Raw genomic sequence first — 23,998 nt, 5'->3', positions numbered from 1 at the left:
AGGGGATCAGACGGCCGCGGGCGAGGGCCAGGTGAGCGTCGTCGCTCCCCAGGTCGCCCCGCCGCCGAAGGCCGTCAGCGCGACCCGGTCGCCAGGCCGCAGCCGCCCCGTCGCGTGGGCGTGGTCCAGGGCCAGCGGGATCGAGGCTGCGGCGGTGTTGCCGACCTGGTCCAGGTGGACCACGAGCCGGTCGTGCGGGAGGTCGAGCTGCTCGGCGACGGCGTGCAGGATGCGCAGGTTCGCCTGGTGGCCGACGAGCCGGTCCACCTCGGCGGGCCGCCATCCGGCCTGATCGACCGCGCTCAGCGCGGCCTGCGTCATGCGCGTGACGGCGTGGCCGAACACCTCGCGCCCGCGCATGGAGAACCAGCGGTCCTGCGCCTCCATCGGCCGGACGCCGGTCCGTTCCTCCGTGCCCCCGGCGCGCACCGTGATCAGGTCGGACAGCGCGCCGTCGCTGCCGAGGACCACGGGGCCGAGCGCCCCCGGCTCCTCCTCGTCGCCCGCCCGCAGGAGCAGCGCCCCGGCCCCGTCGCCGAAGACGGCGGCCGAGGAGCGGTCCTCGGGATGGACGAGCGTGCTGAACGCCTCGGCGCCGATGACGAGGACGCGTCCGGCCGCACCGGTCCCGATCAGGCCCGAGGCGGCGGCCAGCGCGTAGAGGAAGCCCGTGCAGACGGCCGCGACGTCGAAGGCCGGGCATCCGGCGAGGCCCAGCTGGTGCGCCACCTCGGGGGCGGTGGCGGGGCAGGGCCGGTCGGGCGTGGTCGTGGCCAGGATGACCATGTCCGCGCTGTCCGTGCCCGCCGACTTGAGGGCGTTCGCCCCGGCGCGCACCGCCAGGTCCGAGGTGGTCATGCCGTCCGAGACGACGTGACGGGCCCCGATGCCGGTCCTGGTGCGTATCCACTCGTCCGAGGTGTCCAGCCGGGCCGCCAGCTCGTCGTTGGTGACGACACGCGGCGGCAGCCATCCGCCGATCCCCTCGACCACCGCGGCCGTCACGCGCGTGTCCCCTCGACGGCCGAGGGCGCGTCCGCCAGCAGCTCCTCGACGCGGGCGGCGGCCGTGACCACGTCCCTGAACTCGACCGCCCGCCACCCGGCGCGGCGCGCGCCGCGGCAGTTGTCCGCCAGGTCGTCCACGAGCACGCACTCCGCGGCCGTCACCCCGGCGCGCGCGGCGGCCAGCGCGAAGATCTCCGGCTCCGGCTTGCGGCAGCCGGACGCGTGCGAGAGCACCACGGCGTCGAACAGCCCCTCGGGCGGGACGGCCCGCCGCCAGTGCGCGTCCCAGGCGGGCGGCATGTTGGACAGCAGCCCGACGAACACGCCGCGTCGGCGCAGGCCCGCCAGCGTGCCGAGCCACGCGTCGTTCACGGCGCGGTCCGCGAACCACCGCGCGGGCTGGCCGCCGAGGTCGATGCGGACGCCGCCGAGGGACAGGACCGCCGCGGCGGTGCGCCGTTCCCACTCCTCCTGCGTCAGCAGCGGCGTGTCCAGCGGCGCCATCACGTCGTCCCCCGCGCCGCAGTCGCGCGCCACCTGCCGCATCGCGCCGAGGTAGACGTCCACCGGGACGCCGAGCCCGGCGCAGAAGCGGTCGAGCGTGCGCGCGACCGGGGGCGTCAGCACGCCGCCGTAGTCGGTCCACACGGCGCGGACGGCGGTCACGAGGGGACCTCCCCGGCCTCGACGGTGATCTCGCTGACGAGCGTCCCGCCCTGGCGGAAGCGGACGGCCACCTCGCCGTCGCCCCGGGGCGCCGCCGCGACGCGCACCGGGGCGTCCAGCTCCGCGAAGCGGCGGAACCGGGACCGGTAGCCGGTCACGGGCGCCGCGGGGGAGCGGACCAGCGCGGCGGCCTGGCGGGCGGCCTCCAGCAGGATCATCGCGGGGTAGTGGTCCTGCGGGTGGTCGAACAGCGTGGCGTGGTCCCGCGGCACCGACAGGTCGGCCGCCACACCCTTGAACAGGCGGCGTACGTCGGCCAGGACGACGTTCGCCCGGTCGCCGCGCCCGACGTCGGCGGCGGGCACCCGCGCGCCCGGCGGGACGGCGGGCAGGGACGACGACCAGGGCGGCGCCGTCCTGCGGTGGTGGCGGCGGATGACGTCCGCCTCGTCCGCGCGGGAGTAGCGCGCGGCGATGTCGCAGCGGCCGACCGGGGTGCCGTCGATCGACAGGTCGAGCGCGAACCTGGCGGCCCGTACGGCGTCGCCCCGCCTCGGCGCGTGGTCCACGGTGACCCGCATGGCCAGCTCACGCGGACGGCCGCTCGGCGCGGGCCCGGGCGGGCCGGTCAGGCGCAGGGCCCAGTCGGTGACATGGAACGCGCTGTCCAGGGGAACGGAGAGACCACGGTGGGCGATCCAGGTCGCCGCCTGGCGGCAGCATTCGAGGACCAGGATGCTGTCCGGCGTCTCCCGCGCGGGGGCGTGATCGGTGAAGTAGTGGTGCTTCGGGGGAAGTTGGGCGAAGGCCGTGTAGCCTCCGGCCGACGTCGCCGCGGCGCCGGTGAGGAAGACCTCGCCGACCGCCCAGCGGTGGACGTCACGCCGGTCAACGGTCCGCAGGAAGGGCTCCTCGCCCGTCGTGCGTCCCCTGGCCGGGGCCTGATGGGTTACGGACATGCCTGGCCGCTCCTCGGAAGTCGGGTCAGCTCGTGCCCGACAGTCTTCGGACGGCTCCGCACCGTCAGCCAGATTCCCTTGCCACCGGCGTGCGCGGTACCCGGGAACCCGCCACCAGGACATTCGTCCCCGCTTGTCGCCTTCGGACCGCTGTGCCGTGCCGCGCCGCCCCGCCCGGGAGCGCCCGCGCGCGCCCGCGGGGCCCCCGTCCGGCCGCCGCGAGGGCCCGCGGGCCCCGGAAAGACGTGAACGTGGTGGCGATTCCGCGGGTAGCGCGCGTACCAGGTGGACCTGGGCCGACTTCGGCAGCATGGACGACCAGCACGGCGCGTCCGCGCCGGACCCCCGACCGTAAGGAGGTGGGCGCCATCGCCACCGACAGCGAGGCGCTCGTGGTGGGCGCAGGTCCCACCGGCCTGACGATGGCCGTCGAACTGCGCCGCCGGGGCGTCGATGTGCGGGTCATCGACCGCGCGGAGCGCCGCAGCCCGCACGCCAAGGCGATCATCCTCCAGCCCCGCGCCCTGGAGGCGTTCGCCCGGCTCGGCCTTGAGGAGGAGATCCGCGCACGGTCCCTGCCCGTCAGGGCCGCCAACTACCACACGCACGGGCGCCGCGTCGCCCGCATCAACTTCCGGCGGCTGCGCGGCAGCCGCTTCGACACGCCGCTGTCCCTGCCGCAGGAGCAGACCGAGGAGATCCTGCACGCCGCCCTGCGCGACGCGGGCGGGCGCGTCGAGTACGGGCAGCGCGTCACGGCGCTGGAACAGCGGACGGACCGCGTCGTCGCCCACTGCGGCGACTCAGCGCACGAGGCCCGGTGGCTCCTCGGCTGCGACGGCGCGCACAGCACCGTGCGGGAAGCCCTGGACATCCCGTTCGACGGCGCCACGTACCCCCTGTCGTTCGCGCTGGTTGACGGGGTGTGGGACACACCGCTCGCCCACGACGAGGCCCACTACTTCATGGACCCGCGCGGCGTCCTGGTCGTCGTCGGGCTGCCCGGGGGCAGGACCCGCGTCTTCGCGGGCGTCCCCGCGGGCGACACGGCCGACGACGTCGAGGAGACCGTCGTACGCCTCGCCGCCGAACGCTGCCCGCACCCGCTCACGTTGCGCGAACGGACCGGCGCCGGGCTCTTCCAGGTGCACCGCCGGATCGCCCGCCGCTTCCGCAGCGGGCGCGTCCTCCTCGCCGGGGACGCCGCCCACGTCCACAGCCCCGCAGGTGGACAGGGCCTCAACACCGGCATCCAGGACGCCCACGAGGCCGCGTGGCGCCTCGCGGACGTCATCCGCGGCACGCTCCCCGACGACGCCCTCGCCCGGTGGGAACACGAACGGCGCCACGTGGCCCGCGCCGTGGTCGCCGACACCGACCGGCAGACGCGGCTGTGGACCTGCGGCGGGTGGCGTGAACGCCTGCGCGACGTCACCGCCAGGGTCGCCGAGGCCACCGGCGTCATCGACCGCGTCCTCCCCGCCCGCCTCGCCCAACTCGACCTCCGTTACCCGGCCCAGGGCGCCGCCCAGGGCCCCCTCGCCCCCGGCCGCCGCCTCCCCGACATCGGCCTGCCCACCGGCGCACGCACCCACGACCTGCTCCGCCACGGCAGCCACGTGCTGCTCGCCACCGGGCACCTGAACCCCCTCGAACCACGCCCCGACCTCGTGTACGCCCCGCTGGACAGCAGGAGCACGCGCGCCCTCGGCGCCCGGCGGCCGTCCGCCGTACTGGTGCGCCCCGACGGCGTGATAGCCGGGGCGGCGCCGCTCTCCGACCGCCGCGCCGTCCTCGGCCTCGGGCGGCTGCTGCCCGCCGCACACCGGACACCCGGCCCCCGCGAGACGAACCAGGAGACCCCATGACCACCACAGCGAGCACCCTGCCCCGCGTCCAGCTCGGCCAGGGACTTGAGGTGTCCGCCATCGGCCTCGGCTGCATGGGGATGGCCGAGTTCTACGGCGTCCCCGACGAGGCGGAGTCGATCCGCACCATCCACGCGGCGATCGACCGCGGCATGGACTTCCTCGACACCGCCGACATGTACGGCGCCGGGCTCAGCGAGGAGATCGTCGGCAAGGCGCTGGACGGCGGACGGCGGGAGCGCGTCACCCTCGCGACCAAGTGCGGCCTCGTGCGCACCCCCGACGGCGTGCGGATCGACGGACGGCCCGAGCACGTCGCCCGCGCCGTCGATGCCAGCCTGCGCAGGCTGCGCACCGACCACGTGGACCTCTACTACCTGCACCGCGTCGATCCCGACGTGCCCGTCGAGGAGTCGGTCGGCGCGATGGCCGAACTGGTCACGGCAGGGAAGGTCCGCCACCTCGGGCTGTCGGAGGCGGGCCCGGCGACGATACGCGCCGCGCACGCGGTCCACCCGCTCACCGCCGTCCAGACCGAGTACTCCCTCGCCAGCCGCAACCCGGAACGCGCCGTCCTGCCCACCGTTCGCGAACTGGGCATCGGCTTCGTCGCCTACAGCCCGTTCAGCCGCGGCCTGCTCTCCGGCGAGATCACCGGCACCGACCTCGGCGCCGACGACCTGCGCCGCGGCCTGCCGCGGTTCTCGGAGGAGAACCTGCCGCGCAACCTGGAGCTGATCTCCCGCATCCACGCCCTGGCCGCCCAAGTGGGCTGCTCACCGGCCCAGTTCGCGCTGGCCTGGCTCGTCGCCCAGAGCGTCGTCCCCATCCCCGGCGCGCAGATCCGCGCGCACATGGCCGAGAACGCCTCGGCAGGTACGGTACGGCTCTCCGCCGCGACGCTGCGGGCCGTGGACGCGCTCGCGCCCGCGGGGGCCTTCGCCGGGGAGCGCTTCCCCGCGCACCTCCTGGCCATGGTCCAGGAGGACTGAACCGCCCGCCGCGCCAGGCGGCGGCCCCGGCGTTCCCGCCGCCGGAGCCGCCGCCGGGACCGGCCTCACCAGGGGGAGCTGGAGGCCGTCTCCCAGGGAGCCAGCAACTGGTCCGTGAGCCGCGCCAGTCGGTCCTGGACGCGCGGGTCGCCCGTGCCGCGATGGGCCGAGGCGCGCCGGTCCTCGTTGAAGTACTGGCCCTTCACCCCGCGCGCCCCCGCCTCCAGCACGGCCAGCACGCTCGCCGTCCCGTGCGCCACGCTCGACCAGGGCCGCACGCCCGCCTCGGTCACCATCGTCGTGTCCATGTAGTTCGCCGGATGGACGCAGTTGACGCGGATGTCGTCGCGCGCGTAGTCGTCCGCGACGGTGAACGTGAACGCCGCCAGCGCGAACTTGCTGCGCGTGTACGCCTCCGTCCCGTCGTAGCCACGGGTGAACTGCGGGTCGTCGAAGTTCAGCGGACTCTGCCCGATCGAGCCGACGTTGACGACCTGCGCCGCCCCCGCCGCCCGCAGCGGCGCCCGCAGACAGCGCGTGAGCAGCACGGGCGCCAGGTAGTTGACGGCGAGGCGCAGCTCGTAGCCGTCCACGCTCAGCTCCCGCCGCCGCGCGTCCCGCCCCTCGCCCACGCCCGCGTTGTTGACCAGCAGGCCGAGGCTCGGATGGTCGGCGGCGATCCGCCGCCCCAGCTCCGCCGTCCGCTCAAGCGACGCCAGGTCCGCCACGTAGGGGAAGGCCGCGCCGCCCGACGCGCGCAACTCCTCGACGAGGGCGTGCGCGCGGCCCTCGTCCCTGCCGTGCACCAGGACCGTCCAGCCGCTCAGGGCCAGATGCCGGGCCACGCTGCGCCCCAGGCCCGAGGTCGCGCCCGTGACCAGCGCCGGGGCGTGCGGGGCCGCCGCGTCGCCCGTCATGCCGCGGCCTCCGACACGCCGCCGCCGTCCGCGCGCCGCTCGATCGCGACCATGACCAGCGTCCGGTCCGACAGGTTGCGCACCCGGTGGCGCATCGGGAGCTGCGCCCCGTCGTTGAAGAGGACCTGCCCCGTCTCCAGGGCGACCTTCTTGATGACGCCGCCGTGCTCGTCCAGGGATTCGCCGTGCGCGCCGCTCAGCACCACCGTCACCCACGGGTGCCGGTGGGTGTGCAGCGGGCGGGCCTCGCCGGGCGGCACCGTCTCGATCCAGCACTTGACGCCCGGCTCGTCCACGACGAGCGCCGCGCCGAGTTCCTCCCACGGCTCGTGGCGGTGCCCGGGTGCGTCGCCGGGCCGTGGCCGGGGCGGGGAGAGGTGTTCGTCAGATGGCATGAGCGTCCTCGGAGTGGGTTGCGGGTCGTGGAGCCGGGACGCGCGACAGCAGGCGCCTCGGGTTGTCCACCAGCAGCGTGCGCACGGTGGCCTCGTCGATGCCCGGCTCCCGCAGGAGACGCGGCAGCGCGTTCCTGAGGAGATGGACATAGCTCCAGTCGGGATAGGTGCGGGCCTTCTGCTCCGCCGTGAGGTAGTCGATGTGCGTGGCGTGGTCCTGGGAGACGAGGAGCTGCGCCACGTGGCCCGCGCGCACCAGCTCCGCCAGGGTGGCGTTGCGCTGGTCGTCGGGGGCGAACGGCGTCATGCCGTAGCGGTCGTAGCCGAGCACGCAGCCGGTGTCGGCGAGCGCCCTGAGCCGGGCGAGGTCGGCGTCGTCCCCCGCGTGGGCGACCACGACGGACCCCGCCGCCACGCCCTCGCGCTCCAGCAGCCGGACGAGCTGGAGGCCGTTGCCCTCGAACGGGTCGCAGTGCACGACCACGGGGACGCCGGTGCGCCGGTGCACCTCCGCCGTCACGGCCGCCATGCGGTGGGCCGCCGCGTCGGGCGGCACCCGCTCGCAGGCGAACTTCACCAGACCGGCCCGCACGTCCGTGCCGCCGATGCCCGTGGTGACGTCCCCGACCAGCAGGTCGATCAGCGGCTCCTCGGCCTCGATCGCGCAGCCGGGGCCGCGGAAGCGCGCGAAGAGCGGGATGCCGTCCACGCTGTAGACGCCCGTGGCCAGCACGATGTTGACCGGGGTCCGCTCCGCGACCGCGGCGACGAGCCCGACGTCCCGGCCCTGGCCGACCACGGTCATGTCCACCAGGGTTCGCACCCCGGCGGCGTACGCGTCGGCGAGCTGCCGCACCGCGGCGGCGATCCCGGCCTCCCGGTCCCACAGGTGGGGGTAGTTGCTCTGGAACTCCGCGCTGAGCACGAAGAGATGTTCATGGGCGAGGGTCACGCCGAGGTCCGCCGCGTCGATCGGGCCGCGCGCGGTCGGGACCCGCACGCGCCCGGGGGTGTCCGCTCGGGTCATGCCGTCACCGCCTCGTTCGGAATCCGCAGGCTGTTCACGTGCACATACTGCGGGCTCCCCGGCGGCCCGGCGAAGGGCCGAGGGGGGTGGTCGTGCCACCTGACACGTGCGTTCGGACCGGGGCGTCCCGGGCGCCCTGGGCGCGTCCCGGGTAGTGGATCACCTAGCATCAGGCGTTGCCTGTCTGGCCCTTCGTGCTGCTGCGAGCGTGGGCGGTGTTCACCCCACATCGCACTCATGAACCGGAGACAAGCGTGACCTCCAGCACTTCCTCCCTCGCCGGCGCCCGCGTCGTGGTCATCGGCGGCTCCTCCGGAATCGGGAAGGCGGTCGCCGCCCGCGCGGCGGGCGCCGGGGCGCGGGTCCACATCGGCTCCCGCTCCGCGGACCGGCTCGCCCAGGCGGCGAAGGAGATCGACGGCGCCACCACCGGCGTCGTCGATGTCCGGGACGAGGAGAGCCTGCGCGCCTTCTTCGCGACGGTCGATGGCCTGGACCACCTGGTGGTGTGCCCCGGCGACATGGCCGTCGGCTCCGTCTACGAGGTGTCGCTCGACCACGTCAGGGCCGCGCTCGACACCAAGATCGTCGGCCAGCTGCTGACCGTGCGGCACGCCGGGAAGAAGATCACGCCGGGCGGCTCGGTGACGCTGATCGCGGGCGCCGCCGGTTTCAAGGCGTACCCCGACATGAGCGCGACGGCCGCGGCCAACGCGGGCATCGCCGGGATGGGGCGCTCCCTGGCCCTCGAACTCGCCCCGATCCGGGTCAACGTCGTGGTGGGCGGCCTGATCGACACCCCGCTGTGGTCGTTCCTCCCCGACGACGCGCGCGAGGGCCTGTTCGCCCAGACCGCCCAGAGCTCCCCGGTCGCGCGGGTCGGCCGCCCCGACGACGTGGCCGTCAGCGTCCAGCACCTGATGGAGAACACCTTCGTCACCGGCGCGGTGGTCCATGTGGACGGGGGAGGCACGCTGTGACCCAGGCGGCCCGCGGCGGTGCCCCGGCCGGGGCACCGCCGCGGCCGGCGGCCTCCGGCCGGGCGACCGTGCTGCTCCTCGCCGTCGCGTGCGGACTGTGCGTGGCCAACCTCTACTACCTCCAGCCGATCCTGCCCGACCTGGCCGCCTCGCTCGACGTCCGCCCCGAGTCCCTGACCCCCGCGCTCTCCGCGACCCAACTCGGCTACGCGCTCGGCCTGCTGGCGCTCGTGCCGCTCGGCGACGTCCTCGACCGGCGGCGGCTGGTCAGCGTCCTGGTCAGCTGCGCCGCCGTCGTCCTCCTGCTCATCCCGCTGGCACGCGGCACGCTGCTCGTCGTCCTCTTCCTCCCGCTCGGCCTGTTCAGCGTGGCCGCCATGGTCATCGTGCCCATGGCCGCCGGGATGGCCCCGGCGCAACGCCGCGGCCAGGTCGTCGGGACCGTGATGACCGGCGTCATCCTCGGGGCGCTGCTGTGCCGCACGGTCGCCGGGCTGATCACCGGCGTCGCGGGCTGGCGGGCCGTCTTTTGGTGCGCCGCCGCCGCGATGTGCGGCGTGCTGGTCCTGCTGCGGCGGGTCATCCCGCGCCGGTCGGCGCAGGAGGAACGGCCCCCGCTGACCCCCGCCGCCTACCTGCGGCTGCTCGCCTCCGTCGCCGCACTCGTGCGCCACCACCCCGAGCTGGCGCGGCGCTGCGTCTACGGCGGCCTCGGCTTCGGCGCGTTCACCGTGCTGTGGACGGCCGTCCCGCTCCTGCTCGCAGAACCGCCCTACGACTTCGGCGCCTCCGCCATCGGCCTGGTCGGCCTGCTCGGCGCCGGGGGCGCGCTCGGCGCCAACCTGGCCGGACGCCACGCCGACCGGGGCCGCTCCACGGCCGTCAGCGTCCTGTCCTTCGCGCTCATCGCGCTGTCCTTCGCCGGTGTCGCCGCCTGGCAGTCCGCGCTGCTCATGATCTGCCTGGCCGTCGTCCTCATCGACTTCGCCGTCCAGGCCGCCCACATCACGAACCAGACGGCCGTCTTCCAGCGGGTCGAGGCGTCGGAGCGCAGCCGGGTCACCACCGCGTACATGACGTCCTACTTCCTCGGCGGCGCCGTGGGCTCCGCCCTGATGGGGCCCGTCTGGCGCGAGGGGGGCTGGGCGGCGTCCGCCCTCCTCGGCTGCGCGTTCGGCGCGCTCGCGCTGCTGCTCGTGACCGGCCACGCCCTGCGCACCCGAAGAAACCACCCCTCCGGCAAGGGAGTCCGAGCGACCGATGCCTGACATAGCCTTCTCCGAGGTCACCCCCGCCGACGCCCGCTACGCGTCCCTCGTGGCACGCTCGCGCAACACGCGGTTCGCGGGCAGCCCCCGGCGCGTGCTCGTCCCCCGGCACACGGACGGGGCGCGGCAGGCCGTCGCCCAGGCCGTGCGCCGGGGGGAGCGGCTCGCGGTGCGGGCCGGTGGCCACGGCCTCGAAGGGCTGGTGGACGACCCGGCCGTCACCACCGTGATAGACGTCTCCGCGCTGGACGGCGTCGCGTACGACCAGGACCGTCACGCCTTCGCCGTCGGCGCGGGCGCGCTGATGGGCGACGTCTACCGGGACCTGTACCTGAAGTGGGGCGTCGCGCTGCCCGCCGGGACGTGCCCGTCGGTCGGGCTGGGCGGCTACGTGCAGGGGGGCGGCTTCGGCGCCCTGTGCCGCCGGTACGGCCTCGTGGTCGATCACCTGGAGGCCGTCGAGGTGGTGGTCGCCGACGCGGACGGCGGGGCGCGCACCGTCGTCGCGGGCCGTGACCCCGCCGATCCGCACCACGACCTGTGGTGGGCGCACACCGGCGCGGGCGGCGGCAACTTCGGCCTGGTCACGCGGTTCTGGTTCCGCTCGGCCGACGCGCCAGGCCACCGGCCCGCCGACCTCCTCCCGCGACCGCCCGCCACGGTGCTGTTCGCCTCGGCCGCCTGGGACTGGGACGGGCTGACGGAGGGCGACTTCCTGCGCCTCCTCGCCAACCACGGCGCCTGGCACGCCAAGGAGGACACCGCCGACCCGGCCTACGCGTCCCTTTACAGCGCGCTGTACCTCAACCAACGGTCGGTCGGACGGCTGGTGCTGAACGCGCAGATCGACGCGGGCCGCCCCGACGCCAGACGGCTCCTCGGCGACTACCTCCGCGCGGTCGGCGAAGGCGTCCGCGTGTCCGCCAGGACGTCCTGGGAGACGCTGCCCTGGCTCCAGGTCACCGCCCGCGACGTCGAGAACCGGGGCGCCCTGACGCGCTCCAAGAGCAAGGGGGCCCAGCTCCGCGTGCCCTTCGACGGCGGCGACGGCGCCCTGCTCCACCGCTACCTCGCGGACCCGCGCTACTCCGGCCACACCACGGTGGTGCTGTTCTCCTACGGCAGGCAGGTCAACGCCGTGGACCCGGCGGCCACGGTGGTCGCCCAGCGCGACTCCCTGCTGCGCTGCTACCTCGGCACCTACTGGGCCGACGCGCGTGCGGACGCGCTGCACGTGGAGCGCGTCAGGGCGCTCTACCGTGACCTCTTCGCGGAGACCGGCGGGGTCCCCGTCCCCGGGGACCGGACCGACGGCTCCTACATCAACTACCCGGACGTGGACCTGCGCGACCCGCGCTGGAACACGTCAGGCGTTCCGTGGCACGCGCTCTACTTCAAGTCCAACTACGCCCGGCTGCAACGCGTCAAGGCCCGCTGGGACCCGCGGGACGTCTTCCACCACGCCCTCTCGGTCGAACTTCCCGGCTGAGCGGGGCGTCCGCGCCAGCTGCGAGCGCATCCGCTCCTCCACGAGCCCGCGGATGCGCTCCAGCAGCCGCCGGTCGCGCAGCGGCTGGTAGACGACGAGCGTGGCGTCCACGGCGGCCAGCCGCAGCTTCACGTAGCCCAGCTCGACGCGCCCGAGCACCGGGTGGTCGAACAGCCGGACCGACGGGCTCGACGGCGCCAGGTCGAGCCGTTCCCACACGTCGCGGAAATCGGCCGAGACGCGCGTCAGCTCGTCCACCAGGCTCGCGTACTCCGGCTGCACGAGCTGGTCGGCCGCCTGCGCGCGGAACAGCGCGACGGCCTCCATCGCGTCCTTGTCCCATTCGGGGAAGAGGTAGCGGGCCCGGCTGTCGAACATCATGGCCAGGCTGTTACGGCGGCTGGGCGGCAGCGATTCGAAATAGGGGAAGAGGACGCAGAAGCCGTGCGTCCACGCGAGGACGTCGAATCGGTCGTTGGAAATGAAGGCCGGAAGCGGATCCTGAAGTTCCAGAAAATCGAGGTATTGCGCGGGGATCCGGTCGCGGCGGCAGGGTTCCTGACTGCTCGGCGAGACCTCGCCCGCCAGGCGGAAGAGATGGGAACTCTCGGTCTCGTCCAGACGCAGCGCCCGCGCCAGGCTGCCCAGCACCTGCCGGGAGACCTTGATCTTCCGTGCCTGCTCCAGCCATGTGTACCAGGTCACACTGACACCGGCCAGCTGCGCCAGCTCCTCGCGGCGCAGCCCCGGCGTCCGTCGGCGGCCGTAGGACTCGCTGATGCCCGCCGCCTCCGGGGTCAGCCGCTCGCGCCGGTTGCGCAGAAAGGCGCCGAGTTCCTTCCGCTGCTGCGTGGTGATCGCCATATTCCCCCCGAATTCGTGGGTCCGCACGGAAAGCTCGTCCTTCTCGAACGTACCTCGCGGCCCATTCACGGGGAACGACGGGTCCGTTCCGTCGGGACGATCAGGCCACGGTGCCCGCGTTTTTTCGTTACCACTCTTTGCCGCTTCTTTGCCGACGCCTCATCCAGGTAAAATGTAGAGGTCGCCGCAGTGTTCCGGCGCGGCGCCGGGGCCCGGCTCCCCATGTCCGCGTCATATGTTGCGGCACCGGGTGCACGTCAGTGCCCACCTGCCCCGACGCGCGACGCCGTCGGCACGCCCCCGGGCCGGGGCCGTCCGTCCGGCCGCGGCGGGGGACCACGCTAGCCGGTCCGCCGACCGAGGGACGCCTACTGTCCAGCCCGGCCGGGGAATTGGCCAGAAGTGATCAACCTTGATCTAGATCTGTGTTCATTTGCGGCAAAAAATGCACCCGTTCTGCCGAGAGAAGGTGTCGCCGCTCAGCACTCGATGATGTTCACCGCGAGGCCGCCGCGGGCCGTCTCCTTGTACTTGACGGACATGTCCGCGCCCGTCTGCTTCATCGTGCGGATCGCCTGGTCCAGGGAGACGTGGTGGCGGCCGTCGCCGCGCAGCGCCATCCGGGCCGCGGTGATCGCCTTGACGGCGGCCATGCCGTTGCGCTCGATGCACGGGATCTGCACCAGGCCACCCACCGGGTCGCAGGTCAGGCCGAGGTTGTGCTCGATGCCGATCTCGGCCGCGTTCTCCACCTGCTCGGGCGTGCCGCCCAGCACCTCCGCGAGACCCCCGGCCGCCATCGAGCAGGCCGAGCCCACCTCGCCCTGACAGCCGACCTCGGCGCCGCTGATCGAGGCGTTCTCCTTGAACAGCATCCCCACCGCGCTCGCCGCCAGCAGGAAGCGGACGACGCCGTCCTCGTCCGCGCCCGGCACGAAGCGCATGTAGTAGAGGAGCACGGCAGGGATGATCCCCGCCGCGCCGTTGGTCGGGGCGGTGACGACGCGGCGCCCGGCGGCGTTCTCCTCGTTCACCGCCATCGCGTAGAGCGTCACCCACTCCATGGCACGCCCCGCCGTGTCGCCCTCGCCGCGCAGCTTCCGCGCCGAGGCCGCCGCGCGGCGGCGCACCTTCAGCCCGCCGGGCAGGATGCCCTCGCGCGCCATGCCGTCCTCGACGCAGCGGCGCATGACGTCCCAGATCGTCAGCAGGCCCGCCCGGATCTCCGCGTCGTCGCGCCAGGCCCGCTCGTTCTCCAGCATCAGCCCCGACACCGACAGGCCCGACTCCCGTGCGCGGGCGAGGAGTTCGGCCCCCGTGCGGAACGGGTGGCGCGGCTCGGTGCCGTCCGGCCTGATCCGGTCGGCGCCCGCCGCGTCCTCGTCCACGACGAAGCCGCCGCCCACCGAGTAGTACGTCGCCTCCCGCAGCGTGCGCCCGGCCGCGTCGGCGGCGCGGAACGTCATGCCGTTCGGGTGGAAGGGCAGCGAGCGCCGCCGGTGCAGCACCAGGTCCTTGTCCGGCGCGAACGGCACGGCGTGCCCGCCGTCCGGCTCCGCGCCGAGCAGCCGCAGCGTGCCCGACGCGCGCACGGCGGCCACCTCCGCCTCCGCCAGGTCCACGTCCACCGTGTCGGGGGCGTGCCCCGCGAGGCCGAGGAGGACGGCCTTCGGGGTGCCGTGCCCGTGCCCGGTGGCGCCGAGCGAGCCGAACAGCTCGGCGCGCACCGAGGCGGTCGCGGCGAGCGCCCCCTCGCTCCGCAGCCGCCGCGCGAACAGCCGCGCGGCGCGCATCGGGCCCACCGTGTGCGAGCTGGACGGGCCGATCCCGACGGAGAACAGGTCGAAGGCGGAGAGCGCCACCGCGGTCAGCCGTTCACTCGCTCGTGAAGGTGGCGTACTCGTCGGCGCTCAGCAGGTCGTCCGGCTCGCCCGCCGCCTCGTCGGCGCGCACGCGGAACAGCCAGCCGTCGCCGAACGGCTCGGAGTTGACCAGCGCCGGATCGTCCACGACGTTCTGGTTCACCTCCGTGATCGTCCCGCTGATCGGGGAGTAGATGTCGCTGACCGACTTGGTCGATTCCAGCTCACCGCACGGTTCGCCCGCCGTGACGGCCGCTCCCGCCTCCGGAAGCTCGACGTACACCACGTCGCCCAGCTGCGTCGCCGCGTACTCGGTGATGCCGACCGTCGCGACGCCGTCCTCGGCGGCCGACAGCCACTCGTGCTCCTTGCTGTAGCGGAGCTGCTCGGGGTTGCTCATGGGCTGATTCTCCTGGATCGGGGACTACTTCCGGCGCTGGTAGAACGGCAGGGCGACCACGTCGTAGGACTCGTGCGTGCCGCGGACGTCCACCAGGACACCCTCGGTGCCCGGCGCGGCGTAGGCGGGATCGACGTAGGCCATCGCGATCGGGCGGCCGAGGGTGGGGGAGGGGGCACCTGACGTCACCTCGCCGACGACCGCACCGTCCGCGTCCACCACCGCGAACCCGGCGCGCGGCACCCGCCGTCCGCGCGCGACCAGGCCGGTGAGCACCCGCGGCGGGCGCTCCGCGGCCCGCTCGGCCGCTGCGGCCAGCGCGGCGCGCCCGACGAAGCCGCCCGGCTTCGCGAGCTTCACGACCCGGCCGAGACCGGCGTCGTACGGGGTGGTGGCGAGGGACAGCTCGTGCCCGTACAGCGGCATGCCCGCCTCCAGCCGCAGCGTGTCGCGGCACGCGAGGCCGCACGGGACCAGGCCGTCGTCCCGGCCCGCCTCCGTCAGCGCGGCCCACAGCGCCGGGGCGTCCGCCGGGTCGCAGAAAAGTTCGAAGCCGTCCTCGCCCGTGTAGCCGGTGCGGGCGATCATCACCGGCCGGTCCGCGACCGTCCCCGGCAGCCCGGCGTAGTACCTCAACCCGGCCAGGTCCGCGTCCGTGAGCCGCCCCAGGATCTCCGGCGCGCGCGGGCCCTGCACGGCGATCAGCGCGTACGCGTCCCGGTCGTCGCGCACGTCGGCGTCGAAGTCGGCCGCGCGTGCGGTGAGGGCGGCGAGCACCGCGGCGGCGTTCGCCGCGTTCGCCACCACCAGGTAGCGGTCCTCCGCGAGCCGGTAGACGATCAGGTCGTCGAGGATGCCGCCCGCCGCGTCACAGATCATCGTGTACCGCGCGCGGCCCACGGCGAGCGCCGACAGGTGGCCCACCAGCGCGTGGTCCAGGAACGCGCCCGCCTCGGGGCCGCTCACCGTCACCTCGCCCATGTGCGACAGGTCGAAGAGCCCCGCGGCCGTCCGCACCGCCACGTGCTCCGCGCGCTCGCTCCCGTACCGCAGCGGCATCGACCACCCGGCGAAGTCGGTCATGGTCGCGCCCAGCGCGCGGTGCGTGGCGTCCAGCGCGGTGGTCCTGCTGAGGATGTCGTCCGTCATGGGCTCGCTCCCTGGGTGCGCGTGCGATCGGCGGATGGGTGGGGTGAGGACGGCGGGACGGCGCCCGTCCCGGGTCCTCCCCATCTGTCGTCTGCACCTGAGAGGTTCGCCTGCGGCCCGTGGGCGGCGGCTTGCACCGTGGGTGGGACCCACGCCCGTCACCGGGCGGTGGTCCGCTTTTCAGATTCGCCTTCCGCGCGCGGTATCGGGGCCTGAGAGATTCAAGGGAGGACTTGCTCCTTCGGCGCCCCGGCACGGCGGGGACTCTCCCGCGCGAGGTCGAACGGCCGGTATGCGGTTGTCGGCACATCATCGCACGAACCTGCGGGCACGGCCGGACGGGCACAGCCGTTAGGGTGCGTGCATGACCGTTCCCAGGCAGGGGCCCGGCTTCGGCGGCGGCTGGCCGAGCAATGAGCTGGAAGAGGCGCTGGCCGCCTCCCTCGGCGTGCCCGACGCGGGCCCGAGACTGCTCAAGGTGCTCGCCCGCAGCGCCCTGTGGGTGCCGCTGCCCGAGGGCGGCAGCCGCGAGAGCAGAAACCTCGACCTGCCCACGGTCCAGCTGAACGGCGGCCTGTTCGTGCCGGTCTTCAGCTCGGCCGAGCAGCTGCACCTGGGCGGCGCCTCCCACCTCCCGTTCGCCGTCGCGCCCGCCTGGGAGTTCGCGCGCGGCCTGCCGCCCGCCGTCGGCGTCGCCGTCAACCCCGGCGGCACCGTCGGCATCCCCGTGCCGCCCGTCGCCGTCGCCGAGCTGTGCCGCGTCACGCCCGGGGAGCGCACGCCCGGTGTGCCCAGCGGCGCGCGGATGCGCCTTTTCCAGCCGGACTGGCAGGACGACCCGATCGACTTCCTGCGCGCCGTCGCGGGCGAGCTGTCCGCCCTCGCGCCGGTGCGCACCGCACGGCGCGGCCTGGCCAGCGCCGAGGGCGCGGCACCGTCCCTCTTCGTCGGCATAGAGATGGACACACTGGACGAGACGCAGCGCGCCGTCGTCCACGACGCGCTCGGCCGCGCCCTTGCCCGGCAGCCCGTCGTCTGGCCGGTACAACTGGTCCTTCTGGATGCGGCCGACGACCCTGTGGTGGACTGGCTCCGGGCGTGCGTGCAGCCGTTCTACGACCGCGATGTCTGAGGCGCAGGAGACCTTCCCACGCGGTGGCACACCTCACGCGCAGCCGTGCCCGGCACGCGCGCCGCAGCCGAGAGCGAGGAGGACAGGCCCGAGTGAGTGCGGTGCAAGGCGTTGAGGAGCTGCTTCCCCGGATCACGGCCGACCGCCTGGACGCGTACGAGGAACTGCTGGCCGCCCTCGCCCGTACCGACGTGTGGATGCTGCTGTGGCACGGCCGCTCCGGCGAACCCGAGGCGCAGTACGGCAGCGTCGAGGTCGCCGGGCACGGCTACGCGCCCTGCGTCACGTCGGAACGCGAGCTGGCCGCCAGCGGCTGGAACCGCGCCCACGAGGTCGTCGGCGGCATCGACATCGCCGCCGCCCTCTACCCCGACCACTGGGGCCTGTGGCTCAACCCCCACGCCCCCGGCGGCGGCATCGGCATCCCCTGGCTCGACCTGCGGCGGATAGCGGGGGGCCTCGACCGGCTGCCCGCCGGGCCGTTGCGCATCGGCGAACCCGGCGTGCGCGCGGACGCGTTCTACGCGCAGCTCGTCACGCACGCGGGCCGCACCCCCGTGGTCCGCAGCCTGCGGCGCGCCTGGGTGCAGCCCGCCCTGGGCGAGGCGTACCTCGTCATCGGGCTCGACGTGGACGACCCCGGCGAGCGGACCGCCGAGGCGGTGCGGCGGATGATGCTGGAGGCGATCACCGCCGTGCCGGACGGCCTGCCGGTCGGCACCGTCGCCATGGCGGACGGCTACGACCCGGTCGCGATGTGGCTGCGCGCGAACACCCGGCCGTTCTACGACCGCGACGCGCCCGCGGGGGCCGCCGGTCCTGTGCCGGGTCCTGACGGCGCCGACCCGCGGCCGGGCGGCTACGGCTACCCGCGCCCGTACTGACGCCCCGGCCCCCGGTTTCGTCCGCGCATCCGGGGTAGCCGCAGCGAGGTAGGACACATCACCTCGAAAGGGGACGTCGTATGGACGCCGTGAAGAGCACACTGCCGGACGCCGCGCTCAAGACGGTCGGCGAGGCGCTCCAGGGCGCGCTCGTCGATCTGGTCGATCTCTCGCTGGTCGCCAAGCAGACGCACTGGAACGTCATCGGTCCCCGGTTCCGCTCCGTCCACCTCCAGCTGGACGAGGTCGTCGCCTCGGCGCGTACGCACTCCGACACGGTCGCCGAGCGGGCCGCGGCCCTCGGCATCGCCCCGGACGGCCGGGCGGGCACCGTGGCCGCCGGGACGGGGATCGCGAAGGCGCCGGAGGGCTGGCAGCGGGACACGGACGCCGTGGGCACGATGGTGGACGCGCTGGGCGCGGTCGTCGTGCGGATGCGGGAACGGATGGCCGAGGTCGCGGAGGCCGACCGGGTGTCGGAGGACCTGCTGATCGCGGTCACGCAGGACCTGGAGAAGCACGCCTGGATGTTCCGCGCGGAGAACGCCGTCTGAGCCCGGTCGGTCGCCAGGAGAAGCCCCCGCCCCCCTCCGTGACGAGGGGATGGCGGGGGCATCTGTGCGGATGGGGACGGCTGCTCACTCTTTTCGGTGGCGTTCGCGGCCCGGGTGGGACGATGGGCGGCATGCGTACCGACGTACGGCTGAGGCCGCTGGACGAGGGCCTGTTGCGGCTGCTGCTCGACGCCGCCGTCGCGGACGCGGCGCCAGGCGAGGTGATGCCGGAGGTGGCCGGGCCACCGGGGTGGACGGCGGAACGGCGGTCTGCGTTCCTGGGGTTCCACCGGTCGCGCGCGCTGGCGGACGAGCCGGTGGAGCGTACGTACGCCGTCGTGGCGGGGGAGACGGTCGTCGGGGCGGCGCGGCTGTGCCCGGTCGAGGGGCGGGCGGACGGCGCGGAGGCGGGCGTGTGGATCGGCCGCTCGCGGCGGGGCGCGGGCGTGGGGGCGGCGGTGCTGGCCGGGCTGCTGTCCGAGGCCCGCGCGGCGGGCTTCACGGCCGTGTTCGTGAGCACGACGCCCGACAACGCGGCGGTGCTGCGCCTCCTGGCGTCCCGGGGCATCGCCCCGACGCGGGAGGGCGCCGCGGTGACGGCCTGGCTCCCCGTGCCGACGAAGGAGGGGACGGCTGCCGCACCCGGCGCCACGGGCTCGGGCGTCGGGGGCGGCGAAGGTAAAATGAGCAAAGTGACACCTGACCACGGATGAACCCGCAGGTCACTTGCTCTGCTCCCCCTATGCGCGGGGATGTTCCCGGCACGGCGCCAGCACAGGCTGGGCCGGGCTCCTGCTCCCCGTATGCGCGGGGATGTTCCCGTGCCGGGCTTCGCCACCCGCTGGCCCCTCTACTGCTCCCCGTACCCGCGGGGATGGCAGTTGCCCGGGCGGGCGTCGGCGTCGGCCCGGCCAACGCCCCCGTGCCCGCAGCTGATTGCTCAGCTGCGGGCCGGGCACGTGGAGTGCATGGACAGTGCCAAGCTTGAACTCGCCGTGCAGCGTTGCCGTGAGGCCGAGGACGCCGTCGTCGCGGCGCGGGAGGACGTACGGGCCGAAGCGGTCAGGTTGATGCAGGAGGTGCCGGGTGGCGCGGCCGAGGCCGAGGTCGCGCGGCTCACCGGCTGGGACGCGGACGTCGTACGTCGGCTCGCCGTCTGACGGTCACTCGTGCGGCGGGGTGCAGCGCAGCAGCGCCTGGCAGTAGTACCCGCGTCCCTTGCAGTGCCAGCACAGGTGCGGCGCGGCCACGCCCTGCCCCGGGCCCGACGCGGGCACGTACAGGGTCTCCCGGAACTCGACGCGCTGCCCCGTGCACGCCTGGCACTGCCGATGCGGTCCGGGGCACTCGTCCGCTGTCTCAGCCATTCCGTCCCCCTCGTTCGCGCGGATCACCGGGCGCCTTCAGCGTCCCGCTCCGCGCCCCGGCGAACCAGGCCGCGGCAGGTTCCGTCACAGCTTCCGCACGTAACGTTACCCGCCCACTCACGAAGCCTGACGGCCCGGTGGCGGAAGGGACTTACGCGGCGAGCGTGTCCACCGAGACCTGCCACAGCCGGGACGCGGCGTCCCGGTCGAGGGCGTGGGCGGCGACGCCGCGGATGGCGCCGGGCCGGGCCGACGCGGCCTCGTTGCAGTCCTCGAAGTAGCGCCCCGCGACACCGTCGAGCAGCGGCGACGCCGCGAGCAGCACGGACGTGGCCGCGCCCTGCTCGGGTGTCTTCCACGCGGGCACGTCGTCGGTGAGCTGGGCCGTCATCGCCTCAAGGGCCGCCATGTCCACGTGCCGCTGGAGCCGGGTCCTGATGCCGCCGGGCATCACGGCGTTGACGAGGACGCCGTCGTCCGCCCACCGCGTGGCGGCCTCGACGGCGAACAGGACGTTGGCCGTCTTCGACTGGCCGTACGCCGCCCACGGCTCGTACGCGCGCTCGCGGAAGTGGATGTCGTCGAAGACGACGGCCGACATCAGGTGCGCGCTCGAACTGAGGGACACCACGCGGGCGCCCCCGGCCGCGGCGAGCGCCCGGTGCAGGCCGGTCGTCAGGGCGAAGTGGCCCAAGTGGTTGGTGGCGAACTGGAGTTCCCAGCCCTGCGGGGTCCTGGCCTCGGGCGAGGCCATGACGCCCGCGTTGTTGACGAGGATGTGGAGCGGCCCCTCCCAGGCGGAGGTGAACGCGGTGACGGACGCCTGGTCGGCCAGGTCGAGAGGGGCGACCGTCACGTCCTGCCTGCCGGTGGCCGTGCGGATGGCCTCGGCCGTCCGCTCGCCCGCCGCCGTGTCGCGGACGGCGAGGGTCACGGTGGCGCCCGCCGCCGCCAGGGCGCGGGCGGTCTCGACGCCGATGCCGGAGGCGCCGCCGGTGACGACGGCGCGGCGGCCGGTCAGCTCGACGCCCGCCAGCACCTCGTCGGCGGTGGACGTGGCGGAGAAGGGGGTGGTGAGAAGGGTGGACACGCTGCGGGTCCTTCCGGATCGCTCGGTACGGGGCGGCGCGCTGTTCTGGACCGGCCGGTACGATGGAACCCGTACGAACCGGAGGCGCCTCCGTTATCGCTTCCCGACGGTAACCGGAGGAGGCTCCGTTAAGCAAGCCGCCCGAGGAGTGACGTGCCGTCCCCAGATGCCGCCCGCCCGATGCGGGCCGACGCCCAGCGCAACCGCGCCCGCCTCCTGGAGTGCGCCGTCCGTGCCTTCTCCGAGCAGGGGCCCGAGGTGACGCTCGACGCCATCGCGCGCGAGGCGGGCGTCGGCATCGGCACGCTCTACCGCCACTTCCCGACCCGCGAGGCCCTGATCGAGGCGGCCTACCGCAACGAACTCGCCCGCCTGTGCGACGCCGTCCCCGGCCTGCTCGCCGAACTCCCGCCCGACCGCGCCCTGCGCGTGTGGATGGACCAGTTCATCGACTACATGACGACCAAGCAGGGCATGGCCGACGCCCTGCGCGCGGTGATCGCGTCCGGCGGCGACCCGTACGCCACCAGCCGCGCACGGCTCGACGAGGCGGTCACCGCCCTGCTCGCCGCCGGGGCGGAGGCGGGGGTGGTGCGCGGCGACGTGGACCCGGTCGATCTGCTCGTCGGGGTCAGCGGCGTCGGCCTCGCGGCGGCCCCGGGCGGCCGGGCCCAGGCGGGGCGGCTGCTCGACCTGCTGATGGACGGGCTCAGGCCCCGGGCCGTCTGACCCGGCGCGCCTCGGCCAGTCGCAGCGCGTCCTCGGTCGCCGCGACGAGCGCCGGGTCGCCCAGTGCGCGGCGCAGCCGCAGCGCCTCCCGCAGGAAGGCGACGGCCTCCGGCGTTCTGCCCTGGTCGGTCCGCTGCTTGCCCAGGTGTTGCAGGCAGAAGTGGACGAGCCCCGGCTGCCCGGCGTGCGCGAGCCGCAGGGCCTCCTGGTAGTGCGGCTCCGCCGTGTCCGTGTCGCCCTGATAGCGATGCAGGTCGCCGAGGTTGACGTGCGCCGCGACCACTTCGCGCGCGTCCGCGAGTTCCAGCGCCCGCCGCAGTAGTTCCGCGGCCCGCTCGAACTCGCCGAGCACGAGCGCGCCCACGCCCGCCTGCCGGAGGTCGCGAGCGCTCGGCGAACCGTCGAGCAGCCGGGCCACGTGCCGCGCCAGGGCCACCCGGTCGCCGGGCACCATGCGCCCCCGACCGTCCACGGCAATCAGGCCCTCCACCGGCTTCCCCTTCCAGGCCATCGGCCGTGTCTCGGCGACCCTGCGTGTGCGGGGAAGTAGGTGGCAGCAACTGCGGCGGCGTAGCCGTGGTCGGGAACACCTTCGCGTGTGCGGGGAGCAGAGTAAGTGACCTGCGGGTTTAGCGGGGTGCGGGTGCGATTTTGCTCAATTTTACCTTCGCCCGCTCCGCCGTCCCGCTCGCGGCAGGCGAACCGGCAGCCCCGTACCCGGCGCCTGTCCGCCGCCAGCGGCAGGCCGGAACGTGGGTGTACCGCACGGTCGTTGCCCCCCTCTCCTCGTCCGCACCCTAGCCGCCTCCCTCGCACCTCCGCCCGGTTGTCGCCTCGCGGCGGAGCGACGCCAAGCAGTCATCGCTCTTGCGATCGCCGATCTCTGAAGTTAGAGTCTCTAACAGAAGCGAGCGGCTATCCCGCCGCGCGGCACGGGGCCGCGCCGATCCGTTCGTGAAGGGGTGCACCATGACCGTTCCCACCGCCCGCGCCGCCGCCCGAGGCACGCTCCACGCCGTCCTCGGCGCCGGGCCCGCCGGGACCGCGCTCGCCGTCGAACTCGCCCGCAGGGGCCACGCCGTGCGGCTGGTGAACCGTTCCGGCACCGGCCCCGCGCTGCCCGGCGTCACCCGTGCCGCCGCCGACCTCACCTCGGCGGACGGGGCCCGCGCCGCCGTCGAGGGCGCGGCGGTCGTCCACCACTGCGCCAACGCGCCCTACCACCTCCAGACCACCGTCCTGCCCGCCATCCAGCGCGCGCTGCTGCCCGCCGTCGCCGCGACCGGCGCGCGCCTCGTCGTGCTCGACACGCTCTACCCGTACGGCGAGACCGGCGGGGAGCCCATGACCGAGGACACCCCCTGGCGCGCGACCTCGCGCAAGGGCCGGATGCGTGCCGACCTGGACACCGCCTACCTCGCCGCGCACCGCGCGGGCGACGTCAGGACGGTGATGGGCAGGGCCGCGGACTTCGTCGGGCCGGGCGTCCTCACCTCCACCCTCGGCGGGGCCGTCTTCCCGGCCGCGCTGACCGGCGGCGAGGTCATGGGCATAGGCGACATCGACCTGCCGCACAGCTACACGGCCATCGGCGACGTCGCCACCGGCCTCGCCACGCTCGGCGAGCGGCCGGACGGCGACGGCCGCGTCTGGCACCTGCCGACCGCCCCCGCCCTGACGACCCGCGAGGTCCTCGCGCTGATCGAGGCGCGCGTCGGACGCCCGCTCACCGTCGCGGTGCTGTCGGAGCCGCGCCCGGTGGGCCCGTTCGACGAGGTGTTCATGGCCGAGTACGCCGAGATGTTCTACCAGCACACCGAGCCGCAGATCCTCGACTCCTCCGCCTTCGAGGAGGCGTTCGGCGTGCGCGCGACGCCGCTCGCCGACACGATCGACGCGACGGTGGCCTGGTACGGTGACTGGCTCGCCAGGCAGGCGGGCGCCGCCCCGGCGGCGTGAGCGCGCGGGCCCGTCCCGGCCGGGGAGCGGGGGAGCCGGGGAGATGATCGTCGATGCGGTCGCCTACCTCTTCGACCACCGCCGGTTCCGGCGGGACGTCGTCCCTGCCATGCGTCGGCTGCACGCGGCGGGGGAGGCCGAGCCGTGGGTGGAGGCGGTCTGGAACGACGGGGACGGGGCGCGGTCGCGGCCCGTGCCGCGCTTCACACCCTGGCTGCGGGAGGCGACCGCCGGTCTGATGGCCGCCCCCGACCTCGCGGCCGAGCTGCCCGCCGCGCTGATCCCCCGGCCCGCCCCCGCCCGAAACGCCGGGGACCCGCCCCGGCCTCGCGAGGGGAGCCCGCCGACCGGTGGACACTGCCCCGCGACCACGACGTCTGGTCGGACCTGTGCGCCCTCTTCCGGACGCTGGTCGTACAAACCTGCCTGAGCGGCGGCGT

General features: G+C 74.6%; 25 protein-coding genes, 1 pseudogene and 1 riboswitch. Of the genes and pseudogenes, 13 read left to right on the top strand and 13 right to left on the bottom strand.

The features are described from left to right. Positions 1 to 6: 6 nt before the first annotated feature. The 3 genes from IF27_RS04470 to IF27_RS04460 are packed head-to-tail and all read right to left on the bottom strand — an operon-like array spanning position 7 to position 2,632. Positions 7 to 1,005, bottom strand: a complete 999-nt coding sequence (locus tag IF27_RS04470) for a beta-ketoacyl-ACP synthase III (RefSeq protein WP_052848008.1) — start codon at positions 1,003 to 1,005, stop codon at positions 7 to 9. Next, positions 1,002 to 1,673 (bottom strand): HAD-IA family hydrolase, encoded by a 672-nt coding sequence (locus tag IF27_RS04465; RefSeq protein ID WP_052848007.1) that lies wholly within the window; start codon positions 1,671 to 1,673, stop codon positions 1,002 to 1,004. The genes IF27_RS04470 and IF27_RS04465 overlap by 4 nt, the downstream gene beginning before the upstream one ends. Continuing rightward, on the bottom strand, positions 1,670 to 2,632 hold the full coding sequence (locus tag IF27_RS04460; protein ID WP_052848006.1) for an AfsA-related hotdog domain-containing protein: 963 nt from the start codon (positions 2,630 to 2,632) through the stop codon (positions 1,670 to 1,672). The genes IF27_RS04465 and IF27_RS04460 overlap by 4 nt, the downstream gene beginning before the upstream one ends. 359 nt (positions 2,633 to 2,991) lie before the next feature. Here IF27_RS04460 and IF27_RS04455 point away from each other — a divergent pair, with 359 nt between their 5' ends. Continuing rightward, positions 2,992 to 4,500, top strand: a complete 1,509-nt coding sequence (locus IF27_RS04455; protein ID WP_052848005.1) for an FAD-dependent monooxygenase — start codon at positions 2,992 to 2,994, stop codon at positions 4,498 to 4,500. Then, positions 4,497 to 5,492 (top strand): aldo/keto reductase, encoded by a 996-nt coding sequence (locus IF27_RS04450; protein ID WP_223290915.1) that lies wholly within the window; start codon positions 4,497 to 4,499, stop codon positions 5,490 to 5,492. The genes IF27_RS04455 and IF27_RS04450 overlap by 4 nt, the downstream gene beginning before the upstream one ends. 65 nt (positions 5,493 to 5,557) lie before the next feature. Here IF27_RS04450 and IF27_RS04445 read toward each other — a convergent pair whose 3' ends face one another. Genes IF27_RS04445 through IF27_RS04435 form a run of 3 tightly spaced genes read right to left on the bottom strand, consistent with a single transcriptional unit; the run spans position 5,558 to position 7,831 of the window. Then, positions 5,558 to 6,409 carry an SDR family NAD(P)-dependent oxidoreductase gene (locus tag IF27_RS04445; protein WP_052848004.1) on the bottom strand — a complete coding sequence of 284 codons (852 nt, stop codon included), beginning with the start codon at positions 6,407 to 6,409 and terminating at the stop codon, positions 5,558 to 5,560. After that, a complete protein-coding gene (locus IF27_RS04440; protein WP_052848003.1) occupies positions 6,406 to 6,804 on the bottom strand; it encodes a cupin domain-containing protein in 399 nt (132 codons plus the stop codon). Before IF27_RS04440 ends, IF27_RS04445 begins: the two co-directional genes overlap by 4 nt. Beyond that, the gene (locus IF27_RS04435) at positions 6,794 to 7,831 is read right to left on the bottom strand and encodes a phosphotriesterase family protein (RefSeq protein ID WP_052848002.1); all 1,038 of its coding nucleotides are present in this window, start codon (positions 7,829 to 7,831) and stop codon (positions 6,794 to 6,796) included. The genes IF27_RS04440 and IF27_RS04435 overlap by 11 nt, the downstream gene beginning before the upstream one ends. A gap of 254 nt (positions 7,832 to 8,085) precedes the next feature. On the opposite strand from IF27_RS04435, the gene IF27_RS04430 reads away from it, so the two are divergent. From IF27_RS04430 to IF27_RS31425, 3 genes are read left to right on the top strand one after another with little or no spacing between them, the layout of a single operon-like run. Continuing rightward, on the top strand, positions 8,086 to 8,811 hold the full coding sequence (locus tag IF27_RS04430) for an SDR family oxidoreductase (protein WP_052848001.1): 726 nt from the start codon (positions 8,086 to 8,088) through the stop codon (positions 8,809 to 8,811). After that, positions 8,808 to 10,079 carry an MFS transporter gene (locus tag IF27_RS04425; RefSeq protein WP_052848000.1) on the top strand — a complete coding sequence of 424 codons (1,272 nt, stop codon included), beginning with the start codon at positions 8,808 to 8,810 and terminating at the stop codon, positions 10,077 to 10,079. Before IF27_RS04430 ends, IF27_RS04425 begins: the two co-directional genes overlap by 4 nt. Continuing rightward, positions 10,072 to 11,568 (top strand): FAD-binding oxidoreductase, encoded by a 1,497-nt coding sequence (locus IF27_RS31425; RefSeq protein WP_052847999.1) that lies wholly within the window; start codon positions 10,072 to 10,074, stop codon positions 11,566 to 11,568. Before IF27_RS04425 ends, IF27_RS31425 begins: the two co-directional genes overlap by 8 nt. A gap of 93 nt (positions 11,569 to 11,661) precedes the next feature. On the opposite strand, the pseudogene IF27_RS04415 reads toward IF27_RS31425, so the two are convergent. The 4 genes and pseudogenes from IF27_RS04415 to gcvT form a co-directional block, all read right to left on the bottom strand. Then, a pseudogene (locus IF27_RS04415) lies at positions 11,662 to 12,432 on the bottom strand (helix-turn-helix transcriptional regulator); the annotation flags it as partial. A gap of 479 nt (positions 12,433 to 12,911) precedes the next feature. Next, positions 12,912 to 14,294: an L-serine ammonia-lyase gene (locus IF27_RS04410; RefSeq protein WP_052847998.1), complete on the bottom strand. Its 1,383-nt coding sequence runs from the start codon at positions 14,292 to 14,294 to the stop codon at positions 12,912 to 12,914. Between the two features lie 13 nt (positions 14,295 to 14,307). Next, positions 14,308 to 14,694, bottom strand: a complete 387-nt coding sequence (gene gcvH / locus IF27_RS04405; RefSeq protein WP_052847997.1) for a glycine cleavage system protein GcvH — start codon at positions 14,692 to 14,694, stop codon at positions 14,308 to 14,310. 24 nt (positions 14,695 to 14,718) lie between these two features. Next, positions 14,719 to 15,843: a glycine cleavage system aminomethyltransferase GcvT gene (gcvT, locus tag IF27_RS04400; RefSeq protein WP_052847996.1), complete on the bottom strand. Its 1,125-nt coding sequence runs from the start codon at positions 15,841 to 15,843 to the stop codon at positions 14,719 to 14,721. Between the two features lie 190 nt (positions 15,844 to 16,033). Beyond that, positions 16,034 to 16,125: riboswitch (glycine riboswitch) on the bottom strand. Between the two features lie 82 nt (positions 16,126 to 16,207). On the opposite strand from gcvT, the gene IF27_RS04395 reads away from it, so the two are divergent. The 5 genes from IF27_RS04395 (at position 16,208) to IF27_RS04375 (ending at position 19,573) form a co-directional block, all read left to right on the top strand. Beyond that, positions 16,208 to 16,975, top strand: a complete 768-nt coding sequence (locus tag IF27_RS04395) for an enhanced serine sensitivity protein SseB (protein ID WP_052847995.1) — start codon at positions 16,208 to 16,210, stop codon at positions 16,973 to 16,975. Positions 16,976 to 17,067: 92 nt separating this feature from the next. Beyond that, positions 17,068 to 17,859, top strand: a complete 792-nt coding sequence (locus IF27_RS04390) for an enhanced serine sensitivity protein SseB C-terminal domain-containing protein (RefSeq protein WP_052847994.1) — start codon at positions 17,068 to 17,070, stop codon at positions 17,857 to 17,859. A gap of 80 nt (positions 17,860 to 17,939) precedes the next feature. Continuing rightward, complete coding sequence (locus IF27_RS04385) at positions 17,940 to 18,413, top strand: Dps family protein (protein WP_052847993.1); 474 nt, start codon at positions 17,940 to 17,942, stop codon at positions 18,411 to 18,413. 131 nt (positions 18,414 to 18,544) lie between these two features. Further along, positions 18,545 to 19,126 (top strand): GNAT family N-acetyltransferase, encoded by a 582-nt coding sequence (locus IF27_RS04380; RefSeq protein WP_110945604.1) that lies wholly within the window; start codon positions 18,545 to 18,547, stop codon positions 19,124 to 19,126. Between the two features lie 255 nt (positions 19,127 to 19,381). Further along, positions 19,382 to 19,573 (top strand): hypothetical protein, encoded by a 192-nt coding sequence (locus tag IF27_RS04375; protein ID WP_052847992.1) that lies wholly within the window; start codon positions 19,382 to 19,384, stop codon positions 19,571 to 19,573. A gap of 3 nt (positions 19,574 to 19,576) precedes the next feature. Here the strand turns inward: IF27_RS04375 and IF27_RS04370 are convergent, their stop codons facing one another. Both IF27_RS04370 and IF27_RS04365 read right to left on the bottom strand, forming a co-directional pair. Next, positions 19,577 to 19,780, bottom strand: a complete 204-nt coding sequence (locus IF27_RS04370) for a hypothetical protein (protein WP_190232803.1) — start codon at positions 19,778 to 19,780, stop codon at positions 19,577 to 19,579. Between the two features lie 151 nt (positions 19,781 to 19,931). After that, on the bottom strand, positions 19,932 to 20,870 hold the full coding sequence (locus IF27_RS04365) for an SDR family NAD(P)-dependent oxidoreductase (protein WP_052847990.1): 939 nt from the start codon (positions 20,868 to 20,870) through the stop codon (positions 19,932 to 19,934). A 180-nt stretch (positions 20,871 to 21,050) separates the two neighbouring features. Between IF27_RS04365 and IF27_RS04360 the strand changes: the two genes are divergently transcribed. Further along, on the top strand, positions 21,051 to 21,599 hold the full coding sequence (locus IF27_RS04360; protein WP_052847989.1) for a TetR/AcrR family transcriptional regulator: 549 nt from the start codon (positions 21,051 to 21,053) through the stop codon (positions 21,597 to 21,599). Here the strand turns inward: IF27_RS04360 and IF27_RS04355 are convergent. Continuing rightward, complete coding sequence (locus IF27_RS04355; protein ID WP_190232802.1) at positions 21,580 to 22,089, bottom strand: tetratricopeptide repeat protein; 510 nt, start codon at positions 22,087 to 22,089, stop codon at positions 21,580 to 21,582. The genes IF27_RS04360 and IF27_RS04355 overlap by 20 nt on opposite strands. A 479-nt stretch (positions 22,090 to 22,568) precedes the next feature. On the opposite strand from IF27_RS04355, the gene IF27_RS04350 reads away from it, so the two are divergent. Beyond that, on the top strand, positions 22,569 to 23,558 hold the full coding sequence (locus IF27_RS04350) for an NAD-dependent epimerase/dehydratase family protein (RefSeq protein WP_052847987.1): 990 nt from the start codon (positions 22,569 to 22,571) through the stop codon (positions 23,556 to 23,558). A gap of 43 nt (positions 23,559 to 23,601) precedes the next feature. After that, positions 23,602 to 23,988, top strand: a complete 387-nt coding sequence (locus IF27_RS04345; RefSeq protein WP_052847986.1) for a hypothetical protein — start codon at positions 23,602 to 23,604, stop codon at positions 23,986 to 23,988. Positions 23,989 to 23,998 lie beyond the last annotated feature (10 nt).

The organism is Streptomyces avicenniae (assembly GCF_000719135.1).
Taxonomy (GTDB): Bacteria; Actinomycetota; Actinomycetes; order Streptomycetales; family Streptomycetaceae; genus Streptomyces; species Streptomyces avicenniae.
Note: the sequence above shows the minus strand (reverse complement) of the source record. Positions and strands in the feature narration are given on the sequence as shown.

Bases quoted from the DNA above. Each gene is read 5' to 3' on its own strand.
- IF27_RS04445 (WP_052848004.1), bottom strand. From the start codon at position 6,409: ATGACGGGCGACGCGGCGGCCCCGCACGCCCCGGCGCTGGTCACGGGC.
- IF27_RS04375 (WP_052847992.1), top strand. From the start codon at position 19,382: ATGGACAGTGCCAAGCTTGAACTCGCCGTGCAGCGTTGCCGTGAGGCC.
- IF27_RS31425 (WP_052847999.1), top strand. From the start codon at position 10,072: ATGCCTGACATAGCCTTCTCCGAGGTCACCCCCGCCGACGCCCGCTAC.
- gcvH (WP_052847997.1), bottom strand. From the start codon at position 14,694: ATGAGCAACCCCGAGCAGCTCCGCTACAGCAAGGAGCACGAGTGGCTG.
- IF27_RS04395 (WP_052847995.1), top strand. From the start codon at position 16,208: ATGACCGTTCCCAGGCAGGGGCCCGGCTTCGGCGGCGGCTGGCCGAGC.
- IF27_RS04450 (WP_223290915.1), top strand. From the start codon at position 4,497: ATGACCACCACAGCGAGCACCCTGCCCCGCGTCCAGCTCGGCCAGGGA.
- IF27_RS04345 (WP_052847986.1), top strand. From the start codon at position 23,602: ATGATCGTCGATGCGGTCGCCTACCTCTTCGACCACCGCCGGTTCCGG.
- IF27_RS04385 (WP_052847993.1), top strand. From the start codon at position 17,940: ATGGACGCCGTGAAGAGCACACTGCCGGACGCCGCGCTCAAGACGGTC.
- IF27_RS04460 (WP_052848006.1), bottom strand. From the start codon at position 2,632: ATGTCCGTAACCCATCAGGCCCCGGCCAGGGGACGCACGACGGGCGAG.
- gcvT (WP_052847996.1), bottom strand. From the start codon at position 15,843: ATGACGGACGACATCCTCAGCAGGACCACCGCGCTGGACGCCACGCAC.
- IF27_RS04440 (WP_052848003.1), bottom strand. From the start codon at position 6,804: ATGCCATCTGACGAACACCTCTCCCCGCCCCGGCCACGGCCCGGCGAC.
- IF27_RS04360 (WP_052847989.1), top strand. From the start codon at position 21,051: ATGCGGGCCGACGCCCAGCGCAACCGCGCCCGCCTCCTGGAGTGCGCC.
- IF27_RS04380 (WP_110945604.1), top strand. From the start codon at position 18,545: ATGCGTACCGACGTACGGCTGAGGCCGCTGGACGAGGGCCTGTTGCGG.
- IF27_RS04370 (WP_190232803.1), bottom strand. From the start codon at position 19,780: ATGGCTGAGACAGCGGACGAGTGCCCCGGACCGCATCGGCAGTGCCAG.
- IF27_RS04350 (WP_052847987.1), top strand. From the start codon at position 22,569: ATGACCGTTCCCACCGCCCGCGCCGCCGCCCGAGGCACGCTCCACGCC.
- IF27_RS04435 (WP_052848002.1), bottom strand. From the start codon at position 7,831: ATGACCCGAGCGGACACCCCCGGGCGCGTGCGGGTCCCGACCGCGCGC.